Raw genomic sequence first — 4,963 nt, 5'->3', positions numbered from 1 at the left:
ATAATCTGGGTCGAAGCGAAATTATAGTTTCATTTAATGTGGGCTGAAAACACCGATAATTTCGGGTCGAAGTGATTATAATTTCAGTCCGTTACACATAGAGGTCAATTATGAATTAATAAGAAAGAAATATGAACACTACAATTGTAGGCAAACACAGCCCAAACACTCAGACCATTAACCTTGCTGGAGCTGAAATAGGCAAAGCAATCAATGGCGGTACGCCTTCTGAATCTTTACTAAAATTTTCAGGAGAAACAGTCCCAACAGTACCAATGCCAGATAAAACCTCAGAATCAACATTAGAATCAACATTGGTTGAAGCTATTGATGGTGGCTCGCCAACTCCAGAATTAGAGCAAATAATTCAAGAAGCTAATTCACTCTATTTAGAGACAGCTATTGAGAGCCATCATCTTGAAGAAGCAGCAGATATAGAACGAGTGTCGCACTCATCAAAACAAAACTCAATTACCAAAACTGTAGAATCAATAGATGCCGGACAATGTCCCCACTTCAATCGTTAACTTTTGAACTTTAGACAAAACGGAAATTTATGTGAGTTAGCGCATGAATTTCCGTTTTGTCTAGGTAGAAAAAAATCGAGAATTTAATTTGCAGGATTATTAAAGATAACGTTGAATAATATTAAGAAAAAGGTATATCGAATAAGTATCGACAGAAGAAATCTGAACAGTCTTATTTATGCTATCAATAGAAGCATTTTCTAGAAAACCGCAATGTTCAATTAAATCCTCAAAAAAAATACGGTCGTCACTTTCAGGATGAGGAAGATCGTAAAAGCGAATAATCATCTGATAATCTTCTAGCAGAATTTTCTCAATTTTCATGGCAAAAAACCAAAATTAACTCATTAGAAATGACAGGTTTTCTGCCAAGAGAAAATGATAGGTCTCACTCTTTAAAGGGCAGAAAGGACGGCTTGTATTCTAACCGCACTGAGCATGTTTGTCATCCGCAGCCCTTAACAGGCTGCACGGCTCGAAGCGCGTCTCTCACAGCGGCGACTAACCAATAGGGCTAAAAACAAAACACTAGATAAGTTTTCTTATCAGGGAAACTACCGACCCTTGTAGAATCTAAACACCAGGAGATTGACTAAATTGAGCTGTCAAAATTTCGGCTAACACGCTACAAATATCGGTAACTGTGACAATCCCCGCTAATTCTCCTGACTTGACTACCACTGCGGCACCGATCTTTCTCTTAGACATCTCCTGTAAGACTGTATTAAGTGGGGTAGTTATCTCTACTGTATAGGGATTATTAACTTGCACATGAGCCACAGGAATCTCTTCAGGATCTGGAAGCAAAAGTGCGGGACTTCTCATCCAGCGTAAATCTCGCTCGGAAACAATTCCTACCACTTGCTCGCCTTGCTTAATTGGTATATGTCCAATATTGTGCTTCTTCATCAACCCATCGACTTGAGCCACAGTATCGCCAGGCCGAGCAAAATAGGGTAATGATTTCATCAGAGCTGCTACGGTAGGCATTTGGTTATAGTCTGAGAGTTTCATGGTTAACCTATACCGACTGATTGTTTGGCTCTAATAGTAACAGATCCACATTTTGCGGAATGACCAAAGCTTTACTTGATACAGACCATATTAAGAACAGATGGCTGAAACTTTATTTAGTCGAACTCCTTCCTAACCTACAAACTTCTCTACTCTAGAGTATTGAATATTCACAATAAAGAAACAAATGTAGAGCTTTAGCTAAAAAAGGTATACAATTGCAACTAACCGCTACCTCTTAGCGGAGAGATAGCGGCTAATTGCATATTTTTTGAGACACCATGATGGTGTGCAAATCTACCGTGTGGTAGCTTTAGATTAGCACATCACAGAGGAGTTTGTCTCAAATTTCCTAGATAAAATTTGGAGACATCTGTGAAAAACTACTACAGTGCGCCTAAAGGTTTCAATCCCAATCCCTTCGTTAAAGAGCTATACCACGAACCAGATGCTGAATTAGCCAATAAGAATGATGATGTCATTCAAGAGCTGATTGAATATGCTTTATATGTAGATAACAAGATTGAAGGTGATTTCGATTTAAAGTATCTAGCCTTCGAGTTTAGGAACAACATGATGTCCTTCGTTCGTAATGGTCTGTTAGCTTTTAAGATCCAATCTTTGAAACTCCACAAAAGATACTACACTGACTTTAAGGTCTTCTGTAAGAAGGTTTTAAAGTTATCATACTGGCAGGTAAAACGAATAATAGAGGCAGCCAGAGTAGTAATGGAACTTATTCATGCAGGGTTTACCGTGCTACCACACAATATATCTCAGTGCGAACCTCTAGCTGAGTATATAGGCACTGAAGCTTTAATCGAAAATTGGGCCGACATTGCAAGCAATATACCCGAACATCTTCTGACTGCTAAATCCATTGATAAGTTTTTACATCCACCAGAAGCAGAAGAGAAAGTAGAAACTGTTATTAAAGTGCCACCCAAACTCTACTTAAAAATCTTAAAAGTAGCTATGAAGCTAGATTTGAGCGTAGTTAACTTACTAGAACTGATGGTAGAAAAAGTAGCGAATTTGAAACCTTCGACTATAGAAAAGTGGCAAAGAGACTACAAAGTAAAACAATAAAAATAGCTAATAATATTTAGATATTTACATTAGCTCTCCTCATAAATATACAAGCATACAACCTTACTAGATCGCTCTGATTATGAGTGAAATACAAGTGAAACAGTAAAGGGGTGAATTTCTGCTGCTCATAAGCTTTTTTATGATTCCAGAGTAGACGTAGAGCTTTGGAATCAGATTGACGTTTCTTTAAAGCTAAAATATATTAAATCCAAGTATCAACATTGATTATAAAAACCTTCTAAAGCAGAAGCTACTTCTTCTAGAGTTCCAATAAATGGTTCATATTTCTTGGTGGCTCGCTTATAAATTTCCGCTAGTTCTTGTTTGGAATCGGAACAGCCGTTCTCAACAAGTTCTGCATATCTCTTTTCATCTTCAGAAGTAAATTCATACTTTAAATAGAATAGATAGTACATACTATCTTCTTGGTTTTTCAACCAAGTAAGAAATATATCATCGTACAGATAACCACTTTCAGAATCCCCTAATCTGAAACGAAGCCTCTCCTTAGTGATTTTAGAGATAGGATGAATCGCCAATCCATCTTGATGTTGGTAAAAAGATAGTTCAATGGAACCATCGGAGTTGACCAAAACTCTCTCATTTGCTTGTTGTAGCATTTTTACATGAATCTCTGTGAGTAAGACTACGTAAATTTACATAGTTATTCTACCCCGATGTAAATAAATGTAAAGATAGTTTGAATAATTTCTATCTTAGAATGTTCTGCATAGATAGTTATCTATTTTACTAAGATTTGCAGAGAATTATTACAATATTACAAATGCTGATTGATAATTTCTGAGGTATTTTCAAGGCTCGCTCTTAGTTCAGTCTCGATTTGTCGTGTCTTCATTTCCGGATCTGTACCTTTTTCTGGTTTTTTATTCTCTTCGTGCTCTTTAGGTAGAGGAAAGAAGGGCTTGGCTATCGAACAAGCAGGACAATTGCCTTTAACTTCGACATTTAAGATTTCACAGCGTCCCCAACGATGCCCTTCTAACTGAAAATAACGACAGAAACGGATCTGTCAATAAGTTTGTGTCAAAGAAAGTTAAAGTGGAAGCCGTCCTTCAAACTCGATGGCAAATCGATTTAAAGCAGCTTTCCAATCCCGTAAAGGTCTAGTCCATCTCTGAGATAAGTTATTAATCGCAAGATAAATAACTTTGAGCGCAGCTTCATCTGTTGGAAAAATCCGATGATTCTTCAACACTTTTCTAAGAGTCATATTCATCGACTCGATCGCATTAGTGGTGTAAATAATGCGACGGATTTCTGGAGGAAACTGGAAAAACGGAATCACGTGCTGCCAGTGAGCCAGCCAAGACCTACTAATTGGGGCATAAGTGGAGTCCCACTTGTCAGCAAAAGTTATTAGTGCCTGTTCGGCTTCAGCTTCAGTAGCGGCAGTGTACACTCGTTTGAGGTCAGCGGCAACAGCTTTACGGTGTTTGTAGGAGACATAGCGTAGGGAGTTCCTGACCATGTGTACCATACATAACTGTACGCGGGTTTGCGTAAATACCGTTTCAATCGCTTCGGCGAAGCCCGTCAGACCATCGATACAAGCAATAAAGATATCCTTGACTCCACGATTCTTTAACTCAGTTAACACCGACAGCCAGAATTTTGCCGTTTCTGTCTGGGTCATCCACAGCCCCAATAACTCCTTATCGCCTTCGATGTTGATTCCCAGAGCTAGATGGACGGCTTTGTTGATGACTCTTCCCTCCTGTCTGACTTTGACGACCAAAGCATCAAAAAAGATAATTGGATACACTGCCTCTAGGCTGCGATTTTGCCACTGGAGTCGCTCTTCATGAACCGCATTGGTTACTTGAGATACCAGGGCTGGCGATACTTCTACTCCATAAAGGTCTTGTAGTTGGGCTTGGATATCACGAGTGGTCATTCCTCTCGCATACAGGGCGAGAATCTTGTCATCGAAGCCTGTAAAACGAGTTTGTCCTTTTTTGACCATCTGAGGCTCGAATTGGCGATCGCGATCGCGAGGCACGGCAAGTTCCGCTTCGCCAAACTCCCCCTTAATGGTTTTACGGCTGTGTCCGTTGCGTCGATTTTGTCGCTCTTTTTTGCCCCGCTCTGCCTTCTGAGTCTCTAGATGTACGTCTATTTCAGCTTCTAAACAACGCTCTACGAGTTTTTTGGTCAGTTGTTTGAGGATTCCTCCTTCTCCAATAAGGTCTTCTGGTTTTTCATAGTCTTTGAGCAGTTCATCAATTAACTCTGGTCGAAAGGTCATAGTCTCATTCCTCACATTAATTCTATTTATTAGAGTGTGTTTTGACCTTTGACACAATTTATTT

6 protein-coding genes are annotated in these 4,963 nt (G+C 39.1%); 2 read left to right on the top strand and 4 right to left on the bottom strand.

Going from position 1 to position 4,963, the window contains the following annotated elements; translation table 11 throughout:
* Positions 1-131: 131 nt before the first annotated feature.
* Positions 132-527 (top strand): hypothetical protein, encoded by a 396-nt coding sequence (locus ACLFKQ_RS30240; protein ID WP_449003309.1) that lies wholly within the window; start codon positions 132-134, stop codon positions 525-527.
* A gap of 99 nt (positions 528-626) precedes the next feature.
* Here ACLFKQ_RS30240 and ACLFKQ_RS30235 read toward each other — a convergent pair whose 3' ends face one another.
* Both ACLFKQ_RS30235 and ACLFKQ_RS30230 read right to left on the bottom strand, forming a co-directional pair.
* Complete coding sequence (locus ACLFKQ_RS30235; RefSeq protein WP_449003308.1) at positions 627-851, bottom strand: hypothetical protein; 225 nt, start codon at positions 849-851, stop codon at positions 627-629.
* A gap of 249 nt (positions 852-1,100) precedes the next feature.
* Positions 1,101-1,541: a CBS domain-containing protein gene (locus ACLFKQ_RS30230; protein WP_449003307.1), complete on the bottom strand. Its 441-nt coding sequence runs from the start codon at positions 1,539-1,541 to the stop codon at positions 1,101-1,103.
* 375 nt (positions 1,542-1,916) lie between these two features.
* Between ACLFKQ_RS30230 and ACLFKQ_RS30225 the strand changes: the two genes are divergently transcribed.
* Positions 1,917-2,630, top strand: a complete 714-nt coding sequence (locus tag ACLFKQ_RS30225) for a hypothetical protein (RefSeq protein ID WP_449003306.1) — start codon at positions 1,917-1,919, stop codon at positions 2,628-2,630.
* A 218-nt stretch (positions 2,631-2,848) separates the two neighbouring features.
* On the opposite strand, the gene ACLFKQ_RS30220 is transcribed toward ACLFKQ_RS30225, so the two are convergent.
* Together ACLFKQ_RS30220 and ACLFKQ_RS30215 are read right to left on the bottom strand one after the other, a co-directional pair.
* Positions 2,849-3,253: a hypothetical protein gene (locus ACLFKQ_RS30220; RefSeq protein WP_449003305.1), complete on the bottom strand. Its 405-nt coding sequence runs from the start codon at positions 3,251-3,253 to the stop codon at positions 2,849-2,851.
* Positions 3,254-3,687: 434 nt separating this feature from the next.
* Positions 3,688-4,899, bottom strand: coding sequence for an IS256 family transposase (locus ACLFKQ_RS30215; RefSeq protein ID WP_448998010.1), 1,212 nt, complete (start codon positions 4,897-4,899; stop codon positions 3,688-3,690).
* Positions 4,900-4,963: the final 64 nt, after the last annotated feature.

The sequence above is a fragment of the Myxosarcina sp. GI1(2024) genome (assembly GCF_053543375.1).
The sequence above is the reverse complement of the archived record's forward strand: the minus strand, read 5'-3'. Positions and strand labels throughout refer to the sequence as shown.